Consider the following 19,080-nt stretch of genomic DNA (forward strand, 5'->3'; position numbering starts at 1 on the left):
GCCGTGCGGGGCCGCGAGCTGGAGGCGTTTGACCGCTCCATCGATGTGCACATGGGTCGCATCCGCGCCGCCATCGAGGCCGATGCCAAGAACCCGCGCCGCATCCTCACAGTGCGTGGCGTGGGCTATGTATTTGCCAAACAACAGGATTGATCGCTGACGCAGGCACCTGCTGCCTGCGCTGTCGCCCCACGCATGTCCCTGTCCAATCCGTTCTCCCGCCGCCTTTATCTGCGCATCTGGCTCGCTGTGGTCGGCGGCATGGCGGTGCTGACGCTCACCGTGGGCTGGGCCTGGCGCATTGCCGAGGAACAAAAGGCCCAGAACAACCAGCCGTTTGTGCCGCCCTCGCGCGAGATGGCGGTGCGCGACCCGGCGGGCAACCTGGTGCTGCGCGGCATGGCCACGCGCCAGCCTTCCGATCCGGGCGAGGTCGTGGAATTTCACATCGAAGCGGAAAACGGCCAGACCTTCACACTGCAGATGGCGCCCCGCCAGCCCCGGATGGGCCGCAACGGCGGCCGGCCCGGGGGGCCCGGCCAGGACGAGGCCGCCTTCTGGACCCGGCCGCCCTTCGGCTTTTTGTGGCTACTGGGCATTGTCGGCCTGGCGGTGGCCGTGGGGGTGTACCCCATCATCCGCCGCCTCACGCAGCGGCTGGAGGCGCTGCAGCGCAGCGTGAAGAAGTTCGGCGAGGGCGACCTGTCAGTGCGGGTGCCCGAGCAGGGCCAGGACGAGGTGGCCGACCTGGCGCGCCAGTTCAACGCGGCGGCTGAACGGGTGGAGACACTGGTCAAGTCGCACAAGTCGCTGCTGGCCAATGCCTCGCACGAGCTGCGCTCGCCCCTGACCCGCATCCGCATGGGGCTGGAGCTGATGGGTGGTCAGCAGCCCTCGCCCGCGTTCCGCGAAGAGATCCTGCGCAACATTGCCGAGCTGGACCAGCTGGTGGACGAGATCCTGCTGGCCAGCCGCCTGGATGCGCGCGAGGCCGACGTGGGCACGGTGGAACTGGTGGACCTGATTGGCCTGGCCGCCGAGGAATGCGCGCGCGTGGATGCCGACCTGGACGTGAGCGCGAGCCCCGACTCACTGGAGGTGCGCGGCGTGGCCAAGCTGCTGCGCCGAGCCATCCGCAACCTGCTGGAAAACGCGCGCCGCTACAGCAGCGGCGAGATCACCGTGGTGGTGTACCGCCGTCATGGCCATGCCGAAGTGCATGTGTGCGACCACGGCCCGGGGGTCCCCACCAACCAGCGCGAACGCATCTTCGAGCCTTTTTACCGCCTGCCGGGTGCCAGCGAACGCGCGGGTGGCGTGGGGCTGGGCCTGGCCTTGGTGCGCTCGATTGCCGGGCGCCACAACGGCAGCGTGCACTGCCAGGACCGGGCCGACGGCGCCAGCGGCGCCTGTTTTGTGCTGGCGCTGCCGCTGGCGCCGGCAACGCACTGATCAGAGCGCTTTCGGGCGTAGCGCCAACGGCCAGCGCCACGCCATGGCGGCGAACAACACCGCGCCCACCCCCAGCGCCGCAGCCGCCACGGCCAGCCCATACACAAACCCTTGGCTCTGCGTTGCCGTATGGTGCAGCATCCAAGCCACCATGGGTGGGCCCACGATCTGCCCGATGCCATAGGCGGCGGTGAGCAACCCCGGAAAACTGTCACCCGCTGCAGGCCACACGCGCCGCGCCTCCTGCAGGGCATAGAAGGTGATGGCGGTGAACGGCAAGCCCAGCAGCAGGCTGCCCAGCGCAAACCCCGCAGGCCCCGGCCACACCAGGCTGAGCGCGATGGCCCCAGCCTGCACGATGTAGGCCGCCATCAGCATCCAGCGACGGTCCCACGCGGCCGGGGTGCGGGTGGACAACGCCGCGCCCAGCGCCACGCCGGCACCAAACAGCGGCCAGAACAGGTCCGGCCAGGGCGACCCGGTGGGCAACGCAGCGCGCGCAATCACCGGCAAAAAGGTGGCAGTGACGATGTAGCCCAGCCCCGCGAGCCCATAGGCCAGCGTGAGCCCCGCCCTCGCCCAGGGCCCGTGACCGGGGGTGGCGCCGTCCACCGCGGGGCCGGCAGCCGTCGCCGACGCGGGCCATGCCACGCCCTGCAACACCGGCCATATAGCGGCGCACAGCCCCACGCTGAGCAGCCCAAACACGCCCCAGCCTGCCGCTGCGGGCCACTGCAGGGCCACCATGGCACTGGCCGACAGGCCGGTGAGCACGATACCCAGCCCCGGCCCACAAAAGATCAACCCGCCCAGCGCGGGCTGGCCCAGCGCTACCAGCCGCAGCATGCACCACACCGAGACGTTCAAGAACACCAGCGCACTGGCAACCCCGGCCGCAAACCGCAGCGCGGGCCAGGTGCCTGGCAGCGGCAGCGCCATGCCCAGCGTGAGCAGCACCGTGGCCGCGAGCCCCCAGCGCGCCAGCCGCGCCGCATGCCACCTCTGCCGCGCACGGGGCGCCACCCAGGGCAGCGCCATGCAGGCCAGCGCCCCGATCAGGTACCCGAGGTAGTTGGCCGTGGCCAGCCAGCTGCCGCCGGCCAGCGTGACCACGCCGTCGTGCAGCATCATGGGCAGCAGCGGGGTGAAGGCAAACCGGCCCACGCCCATCGCCACCGCTAGCGCGGCCATGCCCGCCAGTGCTACAGCCAGGGGACGGTCTTGGGGGGCAGAGCGCGGTTCCATGCAGGCGGCTTCCAGTCTATGATTCTGTTTTGAGATTTATTTTTTATTAATCATCTCATAACAAGAATATTGATGGACCTTGCCGCACTCGAAATTTTCCGGGCCGTTGCGCTGGAAGGCAGCGTGACCCGCGCTGCCGAACGGCTGGGCCGCGTGCAGTCCAACGTGACCACGCGCGTGCAACAACTGGAGGAACAGCTGGGCGCCACGCTGTTTCTGCGCGAGGGCAAACGCATGGTGCTGACGCCTGCCGGGGAGGCGCTGCGCGGCTATGCCGACCGCCTGCTGGCGCTGGCCGAAGAGGCTCGCCAGTCGGTGCACCCCGGCCAGCCCGGCGGCCGGTTGCGCCTGGGCGCCATGGAAAGCACGGCCGCCGCACGCCTGCCGCAGCCGCTGGCCCGGCTGCATGCGCAGTGGCCGGGGCTGGTGCTGGAGCTGTCCACCGCCCCCTCGCGCCAACTGGTGGAGCAGGTGCTGGCCCACACCATCGACTGCGCGCTGGTGGCCTGGCCGCCGCCGGGCATCGACGCCGACGCGCCGGTGGAGCGCACCGCCGTGTTTGCCGAGGCCTTGCTGCTGGCCCTGCCCGCCGACCACCCGCCCGTGCACACGCCCCTGGACTTGCAGCTGGACACCTTGGCCGCATTCAGCCCCGGCTGCACCTATCGCCGCATGGGCGAGGCCTTCATGCAACAAAAAGATGGCAGCCCGCCGCGCGTTCTGGAGCTGGCCTCGTACCACGCCATCCTGGCCTGTGTGGCCACCGGTCGCTGTGCGGGCGTGGTGCCCCAGGCCGTGATCGACCTGATGCGCGAGCCGCCTGCGCTGCGCTTGGTGCCCCTGGCCACCTGCGACACGGTGCTGGTGCACCGGCGCGGCTACCAGTCGCCGGCGCTGGATGCGCTGCGGACCGCACTGACCTCCGGCGAAGCACACCGCCCCGCCGCATCGACCTGACCCCTCCCCCACAGATCGCACAAGGAGCCCCCATGCCCGCCGCCTTCACCACCCACCTGGACCTTGCGCTGCCCATCATCCAGGGCCCGATGACCGGGTCGGACACACCCGCACTGGCCGCCGCCGTGTCACAGGCCCGTGGCCTGGGCATGCTGGGCTGCGGCATGCGCTCGCCCGCGGCCATGGCCGAGGCCGCCGCTGAGGTGCGCCGCCGCACCGACCGGCCCTTTGGCATGAACCTGTTTGTGCAGGCCACGCCCACGCCGGACGACGCCACGGTGCAAGCCGCACTGCAGCGCCTGGCGCCGTTCTACGCGGAGTTCGGCCTAGTGCCTGAGCGGCCCGCACAGTGGTGTGAGGACTTCGCGGCACAGTTCGACGCCCTGGTGGCCGCACGCCCGGCCGTGGCCAGTTTTACCTTCGGCATCCTCACGGCGGCGCAGGTGGCACGGCTGAAAGCGGTGGGAAGTACGGTGGTTGGCACCGCCACCACGCTGGCCGAGGCGCAGGCCTGGGCCTCCGTGGGCGCGGATGCTGTGTGCGCATCGGGCATGGAAGCCGGGGGGCACCGGGGCACCTTCCTCACGCCCACACAGCCCGGTGCCACCGGCGCGACGCCGTCATTGGCCGACTTTGCGGCCAGCATGGTGGGCACGCTGCCGCTGGTGGCGCAGTGCGTGCAGGCCCTGTCCATCCCAGTGATCGCTGCGGGCGGCATCATGGACGGGCGCGGCATTGCGGGTGCTCTGGCGCTGGGCGCCCAGGCGGTGCAGATGGGCACGGCATTCTTGACCTGCCCTGAATCGGCCATTGGGCCCGCCTACCGCGAAGCGCTGACACACGCGCAGGCCACCGACACGCGCACCACCCGCATCTTCTCGGGCCGGCCGGCGCGCGGCATCGTCAACCGCATGATGCAAGCCCTGCAGGTCGACGAGGCCACCGTGCCGCCCTACCCCGTACAGAACGCACTGACCGGAGCGCTGCGCCGTGCGGCTGCCCAGGCTGGCCGGGCCGACTGCCTGTCGCTGTGGGCGGGCCAGGGTGTGGCCCAGGTACGGCCCATGCCTGCGGCACAGCTGGTGGCGTTGCTGGCCCAGGAGTGGCAGCAGGCCACCGCGCCGCGTGGCGACTCCACGGCCGCCCATCAATCACTATCATTTTTATAGCGCAAGGTGCATATGGAACATGCGCCTGCAGCCAAAATCGCTTTAGAAAACCCACGCAGTAGCCCCCGAGATGAGCAGGGTGCTAAAAACTGGCGCGCTGTGAAACCAGTGCCACCGTGGAGCTGGCTTTGCCAAGCCACGGGTGGCGTCTCCCTCTCGCAGGAAAGTGGGAAGGTGCGAAGCACCTCAGGGGGTGCCTCACTGCCTCCAGGGCAGTTCGCGCGCAGGGCCCTGGATCATGGGCGGCTGGGCGTTGAGGGTTTCGCCCGCCAACACCCGCTCGTACATGCGCAGGTAGTTGCGGGCCATGCGCTCGGCGCCAAAGTGCTCCATCACATGCTGGTGGCAGGCGCGCGGGTCAAAGCGGTTGCCCCGCACCGCCTCAGCCAGCACCGAGGCCTGGTCTGACAGCACGCCGCACTGCACCGGCACCAGCTCGGGCAAGGCGCCGTAGGGTGTGGAAAACACGGGGCAGCCGAAGTACAGGCTCTCGATCACCGCCAGCCCGAAAGGCTCGTGCCAGCGCACCGGAAAGATCAGTCCGCGCGAGGCGTTGAGCAGGCCCGTCTTCTGCGTGCCGCCCACCATGCCGTGAAAGTGGATCTTGCGCGACAGCGTCCAGCGAAAGCCGCGCTTGAAGTTGATGCGGTTGCCGCCCAGCACGTCCAGCTCCACCCCGGCCATCTTGGCCACCTTGATGGCGCCGCGCACGTTCTTCACGCCCCAGGCCGCCTTGCCCAGGAAGTGGTAGTGCGCACGCGGGCGGTCAAAGTCCACCGGGCCATAACCGGCCCAGTCCAGCCCGTTGTAGACGAATTCGCTGGAGCCATAGCGCGCCGCGTGGTCGCGCGACAAAAACACCGTGTTGCGCGGCAGCGGCTTGGGCTTGCGGGCGTTGCCGTGCTCGGTCACCAGGTAGGGTTTGGACAGCTCGGAGCGCGGGTTGAACTGGAAATGCGTGATGTCCACGTCGGACGGGATCTGACCATCCCAGGGCTCGTCGGGCCGGATGGGCAGCACCTGGCCGAAGTCGCAGGTCGATCCCTCGGGCACCAGGTAGCTCACGCGGTGGCCCTGCTGCACCAGCGTCTTGCCCAGGTCCCAGATCACGCGCTCGGTGCCGCCGTAGCCATAGACGGGGATGGGGGAGTTGTTGACCAGCAGGATGTGCATGGCAGAGGTCCTTCAGGAAATGGCTGCGGCTTGCCCGGGTGCCTGCAGGCGCTGGCGCTCGCGGCCTTGCAGGATGGCCAGCACCAGCATGCCCATGAACAGGTAGAACATGGTGCCGCTGTTGTGCCCCAAAAACACCTGGGTCGTGCCAAAGCCCATGTACGACACGGGCAACAGCACCCCGATCATGCGCAGGCACAGGCCCTCGGTATCCAGCACGCCCGCACGCCCCGGGAACACGCGGCGCCGCGTGGGCCAGAACAGCACCAGCGGCACACCATAGAAAAACAGCAAGACCGCCACACCGGGGATGCCGCGCTTGACGAAAATGTCCAGCAATTCGTTGTGGGCGTGGCTGAACTGCAGAACAATCGGGTGGGCCTCGCCGGCAGCCACCCGCCGCTGCTTCTCGGCCTCGTAGCCATAGCGGCCCCAGCCGGTCCAGGGGCGGTCCAGGCCCATGCGCCAGGCCAGGCCCCAGTGCGCCAGGCGCTGGCCCACCGAGCTGGCCGCGTCGCCCCGCGACTCGTACTGCGTGATCTCCTGCCGCGCCTCGTCCACCCGCAGGCGCACTTCGTTGGCCTTGAAGGCCATCAGCCCGGCCGCGCCGGCCACGACCAAGACGCCGCCCACAATGGCCAGCTTGCGCTGGCCACAGCGGGCCTGCAGCCAGGCGCACAGCAGCAATGCCAGCGGCAGCACCACCCAGCCCCCGCGCGACTCGGACAGCAGCGACCCCTCCAGGCCCAGCAGAATGCCCACCACCCAGCCCCCACGCTGCCAGGGCTTCCAGCGGTCCCACAGCACCAGCAGCGCAACCGAACACATCAGCCCCAGCAACAGGCTGAGTCCGCCGTACTGGATGGCATTGGTAAAACCATTGGCGCGCGGCAGGTGCAGCACCATGGCCTGGTACAAACCGATCAGGCCCGCGCCGCAGGCGCCCACGGCGACACCGGCCCAGAGCCAGCGCACCTGGGGGGGGTAGGCCAGCACGTACAGCAGGCACGGCAGCGCCAGCAGGTACTTGGCAGGCCGGTCCAGGTTGGACCAGCTGCCCTGGGCCGGGTCAAAGTCGAGGGCCCAGACCGTGCCCATCGCCACGATGGAGGCCAAGAGCAGCCAGGCATCGCGTCCCGGCTGGCGCCGCAGCCACACCCCGGCGGTGGCCAGGCTGCACAACAGCAGCACCACCGCCCCCCAGGAATAGCCCGAGCGCACCCACAGCGCCATGCCCGGCACCATGAAGGCGGCCACGCCCGACAGGCGTACAAAAATTTCGTCAGCTTTGGTCAACGGCGCACGCTCTCGCTCAATTGCTGGTGGTCGTACTCCAGCGCGGCGTACCGGAAGAACGCCTCCAGCGCCACAAACAGACAATACAGAAAACCTGCCCCGCCACACAGAAAGCCCAGCCGAAACACATACAGGCGCAGGAACATGCTGGTGCCCGAGGCCAGGCCCCGCACCACGCCGCCCTTCTTGCCAGCGGCCGCGCGCTTGGCGGCACCGAGCATCGCGTACTGGGTGAGCTTTTCCAGGCTACCCCGCACCGTGGTGCGGGAGTAGTGCAGCAGCCGCGCCTCGATCAGGCGGCGCGGCACCGTGCCACCGCCCGGCGGTGGCAACAGCTCGGCCTGCTCGTGCACTACGCCCGTGAACTCGCGGACCATGGCGCGCACGAACAGGCGCTCGATCTGCGACTGGGAGCGGAAGTACTTGAGCTCGTGCCCATACGCCACCATGCGCCAGCGAATGGTCCACACAGCCTGCGCGCCAGAGCGCACGATGGCCTGCAGCTCATGGGCGAACGCAGGCGTCATCACCTCGTCGGCATCCAGAAAGAAGATGTAGTCGCCCCGCGCGTGGGCCAGCAGCCGGTTGCGCTGCACGGCAAAGCCCTGCCAGTCGGGGTAGTTGTGGACTTCCGCACCCAGGCGCTGAGCCACGGCCACGGTGTCATCGGTGCTGCCGCTGTCCACCACCAGCAACTGGTCGGCAAACGCAGCGCTTTGCAGGCAGGCTTCAATGCGGTGCGCCTCGTTGAGGGTCAGCACCGCAACGGTCAACGTGGGCGGCGCCGATGCGCCGCCGGTTGCAGCTGGCATCAATCAGTGACCAGCGTGTACATGCTCGCCGGCTTTGAGGCGATAAACAGTTCCACAGTACGGGCACTTGGCTTCACCCGTGCGGGCCACGTCCAGGTACACCTTGGGGTGGCTGTTCCACAGCTTCATGTCTGCCTTGGGGTTGGGACAAAAAACGCCACCCTGGGCGTTCAGGTCTTTGGCCAGGAGTTCAACGGTAGCTTGCGACATGTTCTTCAGACCTTGCTCAGCCAGTGGGCGTATTTCGGGTTGCGGCCACCGACGATGTCGAAGAAGGCGCTCTGGATTTTTTCGGTGATCGGGCCGCGCGATCCGCTGCCCAGCTCGATGCGGTCGAGTTCGCGGATGGGCGTCACTTCGGCGGCCGTGCCGGTGAAGAAGGCCTCATCGGCGATGTACACCTCGTCGCGCGTGATGCGCTTTTGCACGATCTCCAGGCCCAGGTCCTTGGCGATGTGGAACACGGTGTTGCGGGTGATGCCGTTCAGGGCGCCGGCAGACAGGTCGGGCGTGTAGATCACGCCGTTCTTGATCACAAAGATGTTTTCGCCCGCACCTTCGGACACAAAGCCCGAACTGTCCAGCAGCAGGGCTTCGTCGTAGCCATCATCCAGCGCTTCCATGTTGGCCAGGATGGAGTTGGTGTAGTTGCTCACCGCCTTGGCCTGCGTCATGGTGATGTTGACGTGGTGGCGCGTGTAGCTGCTGGTCTTGACGCGGATGCCGCGCTTCATACCCTCTTCGCCCAGGTACGCGCCCCAGGCCCAGGCGGCCACCATGAGGTGGATCTGGTTGCCCTTGGGGGAAACGCCCAGCTTTTGCGATCCGATCCAGGTCAATGGGCGCAGATAGCAGGACTCGAGCTTGTTTTCGCGTACGACGGCCTTCTGGGCCTCGTTCACTTCTTCCTTCGTGAACGGGATCTTCATGCGCAGGATCTTGGCGCTGTTGAACAGGCGGTCGGTGTGCTCTTCGAGGCGGAAGATCGCCGTGCCGTCGGCCGTGTTGTAGGCGCGCACGCCTTCAAAGGCGCCGCAGCCGTAATGCAGAGTGTGGGTCAGCACATGGATCTTGGCGTCGCGCCAATCGACCATCTGGCCGTCCATCCAGATCTTGCCGTCACGGTCGGCCATCGAGGGAACTACGGGGCTCATGGGTGTCCTTTGGTTGCTGTGGGTCGCAAAACCAGGATTTTACGGGGCTGCGGGCGGCGCGCCTTCTCCATCAGCGGCAGGGTTGTCCTGGGGGCGAACCAAGGTCCACGCCACCAGCTTGCCCTGCTGGAACTCGCAGGTCACGTGCGAGCGGGTGCCGTCGGTCCAGCGGTAGACCTCGGGCTGGACGTTTTCGGCCGATACACGCTCGCCCAGGGCCTGGGTCATGGCCACCACGTGCATGAGGTTCACACCCTTGGTCAGCCGGGCGTTGAGCATCACGGCGCTGCCCACGTACCCGATGGGTCGCTTGGCGGCCTTTTGCATCACGCTCATCAGCCGCGTGAAGTGCAGCAGCCCCCACATGAGCAGACCGCCCACCACGGCAGCCACCCCGGCCCAGCCGTAGGCATAAAAACCAAAGCCGATCAGGGACACGGCCCCCAGGGGCACCAGGATATTGCGCAAGTTCATAGGTCGAGATTGTCTTATGGCGCCATGGGCACGGCGCTGTGGGCATTGCGTAGATGCTATTTACAGCCCGCGCACCACGTTCATGGCCTCTTCCACCCGCTCCACGGCGTGGATGGTCAGCCCCTCGATGGGTTTTTTGGGCGCATTGGCCTTGGGCACCACCGCCACGCTAAACCCCAGCTTGGCGGCTTCCTTCAGGCGCTCCTGGCCGCGGGGAGCGGGCCGCACTTCGCCGGCCAGCCCTACTTCGCCAAAGGCCAGAAAACCGCGCGGCAGCGCCTTGCCGCGCAGGCTGGAGGTGATGGACAACATCACCGCCAGGTCGGCTGCGGGCTCGCTGATGCGCACGCCCCCCACCGCATTCACAAACACGTCCTGGTCCATGCAGGCCACCCCCGCATGGCGGTGCAGCACGGCCAGCAGCATGGCCAGGCGGTCCTTGTCCAGGCCCACAGACAGGCGCCGGGGGCTGGGGCCGCCACTGTCGACCAGCGCCTGTATCTCCACCAGCAGCGGGCGTGTGCCCTCCAGCGTCACCATCACGCAGCTGCCGGGCACGGGCTCGCTGTGCTGCGAGAGGAAGATGGCGCTGGGGTTGCTCACGCCTTTGAGACCCTTCTCGGTCATGGCGAACACGCCGATTTCGTTGACCGCGCCAAAGCGGTTCTTGATGGCCCGCACCAGGCGGAACTGGCTGTGCGTGTCGCCTTCGAAGTACAGCACCGTGTCCACCATGTGTTCCAGCACGCGCGGCCCCGCCAGCGCACCTTCCTTGGTCACATGGCCCACCAGAATGACGGCGATGCCCGTGCCCTTGGCCATGCGCGTGAGGTGCGCTGCGCATTCCCGCACCTGGGCGACGGAGCCCGGCGCGCTGGTGAGCTGGTCGGAGTAGGTGGTCTGGATGGAGTCGATGACCACCACGGCGGGCTGCGTGGCCTCGACGGTCGCCAGAATCTTTTCGAGCTGGATCTCGGCCAGCAGCTGCACCTGGCTGCCGTCGATGCCCAGGCGCCGCGAACGCAGCGCCACCTGCGCTCCGCTCTCCTCACCCGTCACATACAGCGTGGGCAGGCCCGCGCGCTGCAGCGCGTCCATGGCCTGCAGCAGCAGGGTCGATTTGCCAATGCCCGGATCGCCCCCGATGAGCACCACGCCCCCTTCCACAATGCCGCCGCCCAGCACACGGTCCAGCTCGTCGATGCCGCTGGGGGTGCGGGCCACGTCCTGGGCCTCGATGGCGGCCAGCGGCAGGACGGGCTGCGCATTCGCCAGGCCCGCGTAGCCTTGCGGCGTGCTCAGGCGGTTCTTGCCCGGCCCGGCCTCGGCCACCTGCTCGATCAGCGTGTTCCAGGCGCCGCAGGACGGGCATTTGCCCAGCCAGCGCGGGCTGGTGCCGCCGCACTCGGCGCAGGTGAACGTGGTTTTTTCTTTGGCCATGGCAGGTGTCGGTGAGGCGCCCCGATGCAGGGGCAGCCGACTATAGCGGCCATGCCAACATCGATCCGCCGCAGCCCGTACGATGGCGGGCTTGGCACCGCACGGAGTTGACATTGCAGACACCCACCAATCGTTTCAAACAAGCCATGGCCCAGGGTCAGGCGCAAATGGGCCTGTGGCTCGGGCTGTCCGACGCCTACAGCGCCGAAATCCTTGCGGGCACCGGCTACGACTGGCTGCTGGTCGATGGCGAACATGCACCCAACGACCTGCGCTCCATCCTGCACCAGCTGCAGGCCATTGCCAGCGCCACCAGCGCCCTGCCCCCCGGCACGCAGGCGCCCCATCCCATCGCCCGGGTGCCGGTGGGTGACACGGCACTGATCAAGCAGTACCTGGACATTGGCGCCCAGACCCTGCTGGTGCCCATGGTCGATACGCCCGAGCAAGCACAGCAGCTGGTGCGCGCCACGCGCTATGCGCCCGAGGGCGTGCGCGGCATGGGCAGCGCGCTGGCGCGCTCGTCGCGCTGGCAGGCTTACCCGCAGTATGTGCACGAGGCCAACCAGCAGATCTGCCTGCTGGTGCAGGCAGAAACGGTGGAAGCCATGGCCCACCTCGATGCCATCGCCGCCACGCCGGGGGTGGACGGCGTGTTCATCGGCCCGGCCGACCTGTCGGCCTCCATGGGCCACCCGGGCAACCCGGGGCACCCTGATGTGCAGGCCGCCATCCACGACGGCATCAAGCGCATCCTGCGCGCGGGCAAGGCGCCGGGCATTCTGGCCACCACCGAACCCCAGGCGCGCCAGTGGCTGGCAGCCGGTGCGCTGTTTGTGGCCGTGGGCGTGGACACCATGCTGCTGGCCAGCGCTGCGCAAGATTTGCTGGCGCGCTTTCGCACCGGCGCCGGAGGCACGCCATCGAGCCCTGCGGGCTACTGAAGCGCACAAGACGCCACATACCCATTCATCACCCCCTTACCGGAAGACAAAGGCACTACCACCATGAAAGTTTGTATCTACGGCGCAGGCGCCATCGGCGGCTGGCTGGGCGTGGCCCTGGCGCAAGCGGGCCACCCGGTCAGCATCGTGGCGCGTGGCGACACGTTGCGCTCCCTTCAGGCCGAGGGGCTGCGCATGCGGCGCGCTGACGGCTCGCTGGCGCAAGTGGCCGTCACGGCCCACAGCGACCCGGCAGCGCTGGGGGTGCAAGACCTGGTCGTGGTCGCCGTCAAGGCCCCGGGACTGCCCGACGTGGCGCGCGCCATGGCGCCCTTGATCGGGCCCGACACCATCGTGCTGACCGCCATGAACGGCGTGCCGTGGTGGTTCCTCGACGGCTTTGGCGGCGCGGCGCAGGGGTGTGCCCTTGAATCCGTGGACGCGGGGGGAGTGATTGCCCAGGCCATCCCTGTGCGCCATGTGGTGGGCAGCGTGGTGCACACCAGCTGCTCGCTGGAGGCACCGGGCTTCGTCAAACAGCACTTCGGCAACCGCCTCATCGTGGGCGAGCCGGACGGCAGCCGCAGCGCGCGCCTGCAAGCGCTGGCCGACACGCTGCAGCGCGGCGGCATTGATGTCGAGGTGTCCACGAACATCCAGAAAGACATCTGGTTCAAGCTGTGGGGCAATCTCACCGTCAATCCCATCAGCGCCCTCACCGGCGCCACCACCGACCGCATCCTGGACGACGACCTGGTGCGCGGCTTTGTGAGCGCCGTGATGCTGGAAGCCAAGGCCATTGGCGACCAGCTGGGCCTGCCCATCGACCAGCAACCCGAAGACCGCCACGCCGTCACGCGCAAGCTCGGCGCGTTCAAGACCTCGATGCTGCAGGACGTGGAGGCGGGCAAGCCGATGGAGATCGACGCCCTGGTGGGCGCGGTGCGCGAGCTGGGGCAGATCACCCACACGCCCACGCCGCACACCGACGCCCTGCTGGGCCTGGTGCGGCTGATGGCGCGCACGCGGGGCCTGTACTGAGCAAATTTCAACCAAATCGGCTGCAGGCGCCAGTGGAATAAGCGCAAACAGCTATTTAATTCATAGCAGACTTACCATGACCCAACTCACGCTGTACTACACCCCCGGCACCTGCGCGCAAGCCGTGCGCATCGCCCTGGAAGAAGCGGGCGCCCCCTACGACCTGGTGCGCGTGGATTTCGCCTCCGGCCAGCAACGCACGCCCGAGTATCTGGCGGTGAACCCCAAGGGCCGCGTGCCCGCGCTGGCCACGCCGCACGGCATGCTGACCGAAACCCCCGCCCTGCTGGCCTATGTGGCACAGAGCTTTCCGCAAGCGCGCCTGGCGCCCGCCGATGCGCATGGCTTTGCGCGCCTGCAAGAGTTCCACAGCTACCTCGCGTCCACCGTACACATCGCCCATGCCCACCGCCCCCGCGCCAGCCGCTGGGCCGATGAGCCCGAAGCCCAGGCGGCGATGCAGCGCAAGGTGCCGCAGAACATGACCGACTGCTTCAATCTCATCGAAACCCACTACCTGCCGCCTGCGGGCCAGGGCCCCTGGGTGATGGGCGAGCAGTACACCGTCGCCGACGGCTACCTGTTCACCATCGGCACCTGGCTGCACAGCGACGGCGTGGACATTGCCCAGTTCCCGAAGGTGTTTGCACACACGCAGCGCATGCTGCAGCGCTCCGCCGTACAGCGCGCAATGGCCTGATACGCCGCCTGCGGACGCAAAAAAGTCCCGGCGCTTCTGACTGCAAGCACCGGGGCTTTTTGCTGGCAACCGGGATCAGTTCACCTTCAGATACCGCCAGTCGATGCGGTTGTCCGCGCGGTGGATGATCTCCACCTTCTTGGTGCCCGCCCACGGAATCACCTGGTTGTACAGCGGGATGTGCGAGACCAACTCGTGCTCCTTGATCAGCGCCTGCTCGATCAGGCCGTTGCGCGTCGCGGTGTCCGTTTCCTTCTTCACGCGCTCGATCAGCGCATCCATCTGCGGGTCGGAGAACCGGCCCAGGTTGAAATTGCCGTCCCCACCCGCGCCCGTCGTGCGCACCAGCGACTGCAGGCTGTAGAACGCGTCGAACGTGGGCACGCCCCAGCCCAGCAGGTAGATGCTGGCTTCGTTGCGCTGGATCATCGGGAAGTACGTGGCAAACGGCAGCGAGCGCAGCTTGGCCTTCACGCCCACCTTGGCCCAGTGCGAGGTGATGGCCTGGCACAGCTGCTCGTCGTTGATGTAGCGGCCCGCGCTGCAGGCAAAGTCCACCTCAAACCCATTGGGGTAGCCCGCATCGGCCAGCAGCTTTTGCGCGACCTTGGGGTCGTAGGGGTAGCGCACATCGGCCTTCTTGGTCCAGCCGTTGACCTGGTTGGCGATGAGTGTGCCCGTGGGCTGGGCCAGGCCACGCAGCACCACGCGCTGGATGGACTGGATGTCGATGGCCTGGTACAGCGCCTTGCGCACGCGCAGGTCCTTCAGCGGGTTCTTACCCTTCACGTCCGAGCCGGGCAGCTCGTCGCGGAACTGGTCCAGGCCCAGGAAGATGGTGCGGTACTCCGGCCCCTCCAGCACCTGCAGGTTGGGCGTCTGCTTGATGCGCGCCAGGTCCTGCAGACTGGGGTCGATCACAAAATCCACCTCACCCGACAGCAACGCCGCAGTGCGCGTGGCGTCGGCCTTGATGGGGGTGTAGATGATTTCGGTCAGGTTGGTGGGGTACTTGCCCTTGCCCCACCAGTTCGGGTTGGGCTCCAGCACCACGCGCTGGTCGGGCGTCCACTGCTTGAGCTGGTAGGGACCGGTGCCCAGCGCATTGCGGTGGGCAAAGTTTTCGTCCTTGGTCTTGATGTCCTTGGGCTCGACCGACTTGTTCTTTTCGGCCCAGGCCTTGCTCATGATGCGCAGCTCGGTGAGCTGGTTCACCAGCACCGGGTTGGGCAGGTCGGAAATGATGTCGATGGTGTAGGCATCGACCTTTTCCACGCGGTCGATGCCCTGGGTGTAGACGGCGAAGTTGGAGCTTTTGGCCTTGGCCCGCTCCAGTGAAAACTTGGCATCGTCGGCCGTGAACTCGCTGCCATCGCTGAACTTCACGCCCTTGCGCAGCGTGAGGCGTAGTTGGGTGGGCTTGATGAGCTTCCACTCGGTGGCCAGCGAGGGCTCGGGCTTGAAGGTCTTGCTGTTGTATTCCACCAGCGTGTCGTACACCGCACCGTGCATGGTGTTGTTCACGCCCACGTTCTGGGTGTGGATGTCCCAGGTGGAAATATCCACCGAGCGGGACCAGCGGAAGGTCTTGGCCTGTGCGGCCAGAGGCAAAGCCGCAGCAATGGCGGCGGCCAGGAGAAGGTGTTTGAAGCGCATGGAAGGGAGGATAGGCAAAAACGCCAAAAAATGCTGAATGGCCTGACTATCCCCCAAGCTGCACAACAAGGGAACGAACTTATCGTTCTTAGCTTAGAGCCATCACCCCCGCCAGCACCAGCATGGTGGTGGCCGTCACCGCATCCAGCACCCGCCACGCAGCCGGGGTGGCAAACAACGGCGCCAGCCAGCGGGCACCCAGGCCGATCAACAAGAACCACAGCGCGCTGGCCAGCGAGCCGCCCGCCGCAAACAGCGCACGCCCCCAGGCCGGGTACGGCGTGGCCATGGTGCCCAGCAGCACCACGGTGTCCAGGTACACATGGGGGTTGAGCCAGGTCAGAGCCGCCACGGTGGCCAGCGGGGCGCGCAGGCTGGCGCCGGGGCCGCTGGTGGCGACCAGCAACGGGCCGGGGCGCAGCGCCCGTGTAGCCGTCTGCGCTGCGTACATCAACAGGAACAGCGCGCCCGCCCAGCGCATGAGCTGCGCCCACTCCGGCCGGGCCAGCAGCACGCCGCCCATGCCCCACACGCCCACCTGCAGCAGCACCGCGTCCGACAGCGCGCACACCAGCACCACGGGCAGCACATGCTCGCGCCGCAGGCCCTGGCGCAACACAAACGCGTTCTGCGCGCCGATGGCCATGATGAGCATGGCGGTGGAGGTGAAACCGTGAACGAAGGCAGTGGAGACCATGGGCACGGATTCTGGCCAAAGGCCTGCGTTAACTCCAGCTATACTTTTTAACGATCCATAAGAATAGCTAACCCCCCATGCAACTCGACTCCGCCCAGCTCAACGCCTTTGCCACGGTGATAGACGAGGGCAGCTTCGAGCGAGCGGCAGCCGTGCTGCATGTCACGCGCTCGGCGGTGTCGCAGCGCATCAAGCTGCTGGAAGAGCGCTTGGGCCAGGTGCTGGTGCGCCGAGCCACGCCCTGCACGCCCACCGAGGCCGGGCAGGCGTTGTACCGCCATGCGCGCGAGGTGGCGCTGAGCGAGGCCGATGCGCTGGCCACCATTGGCGGGGGCCAGCACAGCACCACGCGGCTGGCGATTGGTGTGAATGCCGACTCGCTGGCCACCTGGTTCCCCCACGCCATGGCTCAAGCGGCCGAGGGGCAGGCCATCACTTTCGACATCCATGTGGAAGACCAGGACCACTCGGCCAACCTGCTGCGCGAGGGCCGCGTGATGGCCGCCGTGACGGCCGACCCGCAGCCCGTGCAGGGCTGCCAGGTGCTGCCGCTGGGCACCTTGCGCTACCGCGCGCTGGCGAGCCCCACCTTCATGCAGCGCCACTTTGCGCAGGGCGTGAACGCCACCACCCTGGCGCAGGCACCCATGCTGGTGTTCAACCGCAAGGATGCGCTGCAGGCGCGTTTTTTGGGCCGCATCACGCGCCGCAAGCTCGCACCGCCCGTGCACTGGCTGCCTGAGGCGCACGCCTTCGTCAAAGCCACCCGCGCCAGCCTGGGCTGGGGCATGACACCCGACCCGCTGGTGGACGACGACCTGAAGACCGGCGTCCTGGTCGAACTGATTGCAAACAAGCCTGTGGATGTACCGCTGTACTGGCAGTGCTGGCGTCTGAATGTACAGGCGCTGCAGCACATGACGCAGGCGGTGCAGAAGGCGGCGGCGCTGACGCTGCTGCGCTGAGAGAACGGCGGCGAGCGCCGATTACCCGGCGTTCGCCAAGTCTTCGTGGTGGTCTGCCGCGCCACGCTTCCAGTAGGCGGAGATGCGCATGCGTTTCGGGTCCACACCCGGCTTGCCCAGCACGGCACGGCGCACGGCGGCCATGTCGCTGTGTTCGCCAGCCGCCCAGACAAAGCCAGCGCCGGGCGGCAGCGCCAGGGCTTCGACGGCGGCAGGCAGCGCGCTCACCCACTGCAGATCCACTTGCGCCGCACTCGCCAACACCCGCTGGTCGGCCGGGTTGTTCAGCTGGATGCGCACGGTGGCCACCGCGCTGGCGGGCAGCTCGGCCAGGCGGCGGGCGATGGCGGGCAGCGCGGTTTCGTCGCCCAGCAGCCAGTGCCAGTCGAAGCCCGTGGGCACCACCATGCTGCCGCGCGGCCCGGCAATGCCCACCCACTGGCCCACGGTGGCGCTAGCGGCCCAGTCGGTGGCAGGGCCTGCGTCGTGCAAGGCGACCTCTATGTCCAGCTCGCCCGCTGCGGCGTCAAAACGCGCTGGGGTGTAGTCGCGCAGCACGGGGCGCGGGCCATCGAACACGGGGCGGCCGTCCTGCAGCGTGGGCAAGGTGGGCCGGTCCTGCCCGGGCGAGGGAAGTATGAGCTTGAGGTGGTCGTCGAACCCGGCGCTCACAAACCCTGCCAGCTCGGGGCCGGCCAGGGTCAGCCGCACAAAGCCGGGGCTGACCTGGGTGCGGCGCACCACCTGGAGGTGGCGGCCCTGCAAAGGGTGGCGAATGCGCTCGATGGTGAGGAAGGGGGCCGTGGCGGCCAGGGGCAGAGGTGCGTTCATGGCGTAAAATGTTGATTTAATCAACCAAATCATCCGCCATTCAGTTGACTTTGTCAACCGATAGCCACGCCATGCCCCCACGCGCCCGCCCCGATGTGTTTGAAGCCCTGCACGACCTGATGCACGCCTACCGGGCGCGCATGGTGCGCGCGATGACCTCCGTGCACCCCGACCTGACCTTCAACGAGGTGCGCGCGCTGAACTTCATTGGCCGCCACCCCGGAGCCACGCAGAAAGAGCTGGTGCGCCACAGCGGCGCCGACAAGGCCCAGGTGGCACGCATGCTGGGCCTGCTGCAGGACAAGGGCTGGCTGGAGCGCCAGCCCCACGCTGAGGACCGGCGCAGCCTGTGCCTCACGCTGAGCGCCGAGGGCCAGGCGCTGTACCAGGCGCTGCAGGCCGCGCGGCAAACCCTGTCGGCCCAGGTGCTGGCGGGCTGCGACAACGCCACCCAGGCGCAGCTGCTGGCCCTGCTGGCGCGGGTGCGGACCAACCTGGATGCGCTGCCGCCCGTGGAGCCCGGCGAGGACTGCGGCCACGGCACGGGCCGGTCCTCCCGTTAGGGGCTCCACAAGCGGTTTCAGGCGCTTTCGAAGGGATTTTTGCCCCAAGCGCTAGTGCAAATTGCCTGGACAGCTATCAAAACAAGAGCAATTCACCGTCCCTGGATCACGCGCAACGCCTCGGGCAACGAATGCACATGGGGCAGGAAGTGGTCGATGGTGGCGCCCAGCAGCACGGCGCAGACCAGCGCGCCCAGCAGGGGCTTCCAGGTCAGGCGCACGGCGGCGCTGAGCCAGCCTTCGCGCTCCACCCCCACGGCGGCGCGGGCCGTGGCCACCGAGAAGGCAATCTCCACAGCCACGGTGAGCAGCACATCCCAGCCAAAGAACAGCATGGCGAGCGAGCCCGCCCCCAGGACCAGCGCCGCGCCAATGAGAAAGATGGCCACCACGGGCACGACCACCACGGCGCCCTCGTCGGCGCTGCCCAGCGCATCGGCCGCGCCCCCGGCAATGTCGCCCAGCACACTGGAGTCGCTGCCGGAGCCCCCGCTGGACAGGCCTTGCGTCC

At 67.8% G+C, this 19,080-nt stretch carries 20 protein-coding genes and 1 pseudogene; 9 read left to right on the forward strand and 12 right to left on the reverse strand.

Annotated features, from left to right (window positions below):
• A partial coding sequence (locus ISS20_RS15715) for a winged helix-turn-helix domain-containing protein (RefSeq protein WP_291437980.1) occupies window positions 1-153 on the forward strand: 153 nt, incomplete at its 5' end.
• Window positions 154-195: 42 nt separating this feature from the next.
• On the forward strand, window positions 196-1,452 hold the full coding sequence (locus tag ISS20_RS15720) for an ATP-binding protein (RefSeq protein ID WP_291437961.1): 1,257 nt from the start codon (window positions 196-198) through the stop codon (window positions 1,450-1,452).
• Here ISS20_RS15720 and ISS20_RS15725 read toward each other — a convergent pair whose 3' ends face one another.
• On the reverse strand, window positions 1,453-2,697 hold the full coding sequence (locus tag ISS20_RS15725) for a YbfB/YjiJ family MFS transporter (protein WP_291437962.1): 1,245 nt from the start codon (window positions 2,695-2,697) through the stop codon (window positions 1,453-1,455). It abuts the gene before it with no gap.
• Between the two features lie 72 nt (window positions 2,698-2,769).
• Here ISS20_RS15725 and ISS20_RS15730 point away from each other — a divergent pair, with 72 nt between their 5' ends.
• Window positions 2,770-3,654 carry a LysR substrate-binding domain-containing protein gene (locus ISS20_RS15730; RefSeq protein WP_291437963.1) on the forward strand — a complete coding sequence of 295 codons (885 nt, stop codon included), beginning with the start codon at window positions 2,770-2,772 and terminating at the stop codon, window positions 3,652-3,654.
• Between the two features lie 32 nt (window positions 3,655-3,686).
• Complete coding sequence (locus tag ISS20_RS15735; RefSeq protein WP_291437964.1) at window positions 3,687-4,823, forward strand: nitronate monooxygenase; 1,137 nt, start codon at window positions 3,687-3,689, stop codon at window positions 4,821-4,823.
• A gap of 198 nt (window positions 4,824-5,021) precedes the next feature.
• Here the strand turns inward: ISS20_RS15735 and ISS20_RS15740 are convergent, their stop codons facing one another.
• From ISS20_RS15740 to radA, 7 genes are read right to left on the reverse strand one after another with little or no spacing between them, the layout of a single operon-like run.
• Window positions 5,022-5,996: a glycosyltransferase gene (locus ISS20_RS15740; RefSeq protein WP_291437965.1), complete on the reverse strand. Its 975-nt coding sequence runs from the start codon at window positions 5,994-5,996 to the stop codon at window positions 5,022-5,024.
• A 12-nt stretch (window positions 5,997-6,008) separates the two neighbouring features.
• The gene (locus ISS20_RS15745; RefSeq protein WP_291437966.1) at window positions 6,009-7,292 is read right to left on the reverse strand and encodes an O-antigen ligase family protein; all 1,284 of its coding nucleotides are present in this window, start codon (window positions 7,290-7,292) and stop codon (window positions 6,009-6,011) included.
• Entirely contained in the window at window positions 7,289-8,104 is an 816-nt protein-coding gene (locus tag ISS20_RS15750; protein WP_291437967.1) for a glycosyltransferase family 2 protein, read from the reverse strand. Before ISS20_RS15750 ends, ISS20_RS15745 begins: the two co-directional genes overlap by 4 nt.
• A gap of 3 nt (window positions 8,105-8,107) precedes the next feature.
• A complete protein-coding gene (locus ISS20_RS15755; protein ID WP_291437968.1) occupies window positions 8,108-8,314 on the reverse strand; it encodes a zinc-finger domain-containing protein in 207 nt (68 codons plus the stop codon).
• Window positions 8,315-8,319: 5 nt separating this feature from the next.
• Window positions 8,320-9,258, reverse strand: a complete 939-nt coding sequence (locus ISS20_RS15760) for a branched-chain amino acid transaminase (protein WP_291437969.1) — start codon at window positions 9,256-9,258, stop codon at window positions 8,320-8,322.
• A gap of 39 nt (window positions 9,259-9,297) precedes the next feature.
• Window positions 9,298-9,732, reverse strand: a complete 435-nt coding sequence (locus tag ISS20_RS15765; RefSeq protein ID WP_291437970.1) for a glycerate kinase — start codon at window positions 9,730-9,732, stop codon at window positions 9,298-9,300.
• Between the two features lie 60 nt (window positions 9,733-9,792).
• A complete protein-coding gene (radA, locus tag ISS20_RS15770; RefSeq protein ID WP_291437971.1) occupies window positions 9,793-11,172 on the reverse strand; it encodes a DNA repair protein RadA in 1,380 nt (459 codons plus the stop codon).
• A 113-nt stretch (window positions 11,173-11,285) separates the two neighbouring features.
• Here radA and hpaI point away from each other — a divergent pair, with 113 nt between their 5' ends.
• From hpaI to ISS20_RS15785, 3 genes are all read left to right on the forward strand, one after another.
• Entirely contained in the window at window positions 11,286-12,116 is an 831-nt protein-coding gene (gene hpaI, locus ISS20_RS15775; RefSeq protein WP_291437972.1) for a 4-hydroxy-2-oxoheptanedioate aldolase, read from the forward strand.
• Between the two features lie 63 nt (window positions 12,117-12,179).
• Window positions 12,180-13,157 (forward strand): 2-dehydropantoate 2-reductase, encoded by a 978-nt coding sequence (locus tag ISS20_RS15780; protein ID WP_291437973.1) that lies wholly within the window; start codon window positions 12,180-12,182, stop codon window positions 13,155-13,157.
• A gap of 76 nt (window positions 13,158-13,233) precedes the next feature.
• Window positions 13,234-13,857 carry a glutathione S-transferase family protein gene (locus ISS20_RS15785; protein WP_291437974.1) on the forward strand — a complete coding sequence of 208 codons (624 nt, stop codon included), beginning with the start codon at window positions 13,234-13,236 and terminating at the stop codon, window positions 13,855-13,857.
• A 75-nt stretch (window positions 13,858-13,932) separates the two neighbouring features.
• Here ISS20_RS15785 and ISS20_RS15790 read toward each other — a convergent pair whose 3' ends face one another.
• Together ISS20_RS15790 and ISS20_RS15795 are read right to left on the reverse strand one after the other, a co-directional pair.
• Window positions 13,933-15,513, reverse strand: a complete 1,581-nt coding sequence (locus ISS20_RS15790) for an ABC transporter substrate-binding protein (RefSeq protein WP_291437975.1) — start codon at window positions 15,511-15,513, stop codon at window positions 13,933-13,935.
• An 88-nt stretch (window positions 15,514-15,601) separates the two neighbouring features.
• Window positions 15,602-16,210, reverse strand: coding sequence for a LysE/ArgO family amino acid transporter (locus ISS20_RS15795; protein WP_291437976.1), 609 nt, complete (start codon window positions 16,208-16,210; stop codon window positions 15,602-15,604).
• 77 nt (window positions 16,211-16,287) lie between these two features.
• On the opposite strand from ISS20_RS15795, the gene ISS20_RS15800 reads away from it, so the two are divergent.
• Window positions 16,288-17,175, forward strand: coding sequence for a LysR family transcriptional regulator ArgP (locus tag ISS20_RS15800; protein WP_291437977.1), 888 nt, complete (start codon window positions 16,288-16,290; stop codon window positions 17,173-17,175).
• A gap of 21 nt (window positions 17,176-17,196) precedes the next feature.
• On the opposite strand, the gene ISS20_RS15805 is transcribed toward ISS20_RS15800, so the two are convergent.
• Window positions 17,197-18,006, reverse strand: coding sequence for a siderophore-interacting protein (locus ISS20_RS15805; RefSeq protein WP_291437978.1), 810 nt, complete (start codon window positions 18,004-18,006; stop codon window positions 17,197-17,199).
• 71 nt (window positions 18,007-18,077) lie between these two features.
• Here ISS20_RS15805 and ISS20_RS15810 point away from each other — a divergent pair, with 71 nt between their 5' ends.
• Entirely contained in the window at window positions 18,078-18,569 is a 492-nt protein-coding gene (locus ISS20_RS15810) for a MarR family transcriptional regulator (RefSeq protein ID WP_291437979.1), read from the forward strand.
• A gap of 92 nt (window positions 18,570-18,661) precedes the next feature.
• Here the strand turns inward: ISS20_RS15810 and ISS20_RS15815 are convergent.
• A pseudogene (locus ISS20_RS15815) lies at window positions 18,662-19,080 on the reverse strand (hypothetical protein); the annotation flags it as partial.

The sequence above is a fragment of the Acidovorax sp. genome, from assembly GCF_016783915.1.
GTDB lineage: Bacteria > Pseudomonadota > Gammaproteobacteria > Burkholderiales > Burkholderiaceae_C > Acidovorax.

Excerpts from the sequence above, each read along its gene's own strand:
- ISS20_RS15740 (WP_291437965.1), bottom strand. The coding sequence starts at position 5,996 with ATGCACATCCTGCTGGTCAACAACTCCCCCATCCCCGTCTATGGCTAC.
- ISS20_RS15800 (WP_291437977.1), top strand. The coding sequence starts at position 16,288 with ATGCAACTCGACTCCGCCCAGCTCAACGCCTTTGCCACGGTGATAGAC.
- ISS20_RS15760 (WP_291437969.1), bottom strand. The coding sequence starts at position 9,258 with ATGAGCCCCGTAGTTCCCTCGATGGCCGACCGTGACGGCAAGATCTGG.
- ISS20_RS15785 (WP_291437974.1), top strand. The coding sequence starts at position 13,234 with ATGACCCAACTCACGCTGTACTACACCCCCGGCACCTGCGCGCAAGCC.
- ISS20_RS15805 (WP_291437978.1), bottom strand. The coding sequence starts at position 18,006 with ATGAACGCACCTCTGCCCCTGGCCGCCACGGCCCCCTTCCTCACCATC.
- ISS20_RS15810 (WP_291437979.1), top strand. The coding sequence starts at position 18,078 with ATGCCCCCACGCGCCCGCCCCGATGTGTTTGAAGCCCTGCACGACCTG.
- ISS20_RS15790 (WP_291437975.1), bottom strand. The coding sequence starts at position 15,513 with ATGCGCTTCAAACACCTTCTCCTGGCCGCCGCCATTGCTGCGGCTTTG.
- ISS20_RS15735 (WP_291437964.1), top strand. The coding sequence starts at position 3,687 with ATGCCCGCCGCCTTCACCACCCACCTGGACCTTGCGCTGCCCATCATC.
- ISS20_RS15730 (WP_291437963.1), top strand. The coding sequence starts at position 2,770 with ATGGACCTTGCCGCACTCGAAATTTTCCGGGCCGTTGCGCTGGAAGGC.
- ISS20_RS15725 (WP_291437962.1), bottom strand. The coding sequence starts at position 2,697 with ATGGAACCGCGCTCTGCCCCCCAAGACCGTCCCCTGGCTGTAGCACTG.
- ISS20_RS15750 (WP_291437967.1), bottom strand. The coding sequence starts at position 8,104 with ATGCCAGCTGCAACCGGCGGCGCATCGGCGCCGCCCACGTTGACCGTT.
- ISS20_RS15795 (WP_291437976.1), bottom strand. The coding sequence starts at position 16,210 with ATGGTCTCCACTGCCTTCGTTCACGGTTTCACCTCCACCGCCATGCTC.
- ISS20_RS15755 (WP_291437968.1), bottom strand. The coding sequence starts at position 8,314 with ATGTCGCAAGCTACCGTTGAACTCCTGGCCAAAGACCTGAACGCCCAG.
- ISS20_RS15780 (WP_291437973.1), top strand. The coding sequence starts at position 12,180 with ATGAAAGTTTGTATCTACGGCGCAGGCGCCATCGGCGGCTGGCTGGGC.
- radA (WP_291437971.1), bottom strand. The coding sequence starts at position 11,172 with ATGGCCAAAGAAAAAACCACGTTCACCTGCGCCGAGTGCGGCGGCACC.
- ISS20_RS15765 (WP_291437970.1), bottom strand. The coding sequence starts at position 9,732 with ATGAACTTGCGCAATATCCTGGTGCCCCTGGGGGCCGTGTCCCTGATC.
- ISS20_RS15720 (WP_291437961.1), top strand. The coding sequence starts at position 196 with ATGTCCCTGTCCAATCCGTTCTCCCGCCGCCTTTATCTGCGCATCTGG.